The following is a 264-nucleotide window of genomic DNA, read 5'->3' as shown; positions in this document are numbered from 1 at the left end:
ATACATCACCAGACCATATTATATCTCTTTTAAAACAGTTTAAACTCTTAGATATACAATTGAATTTTGAATCAGAAATAGCATACGCTATCGAAAATAAGATTGGTCATCGAGAATTTTTAGCAAGATTACTCGAAATTGAAGCGAATGGTAAAAGAGAAAGAAACGCTATGAGAAATATTAAGGCAGCCAAGTTTGAAGGTATTAAGACATTAGATGGATTTGATTTTTCATTCCCTGATAATATAAATGAAGCTAAGATAC

Annotated in this window: 1 protein-coding gene; it reads left to right on the top strand. The window is 29.9% G+C overall.

Translation table 11 applies throughout. The features are described 5' to 3' along the window. Nucleotides 1-264, top strand: a 264-nt coding sequence (locus GXK56_RS27605; protein WP_243156293.1) for an ATP-binding protein, incomplete at both ends; no start/stop codon positions are given.

The organism is Clostridium sp. C2-6-12 (genome assembly GCF_009928485.1).
Lineage (GTDB): Bacteria > Bacillota > Clostridia > Clostridiales > Clostridiaceae > Clostridium.
This window is presented reverse-complemented; position numbering and strand designations above follow the sequence as displayed.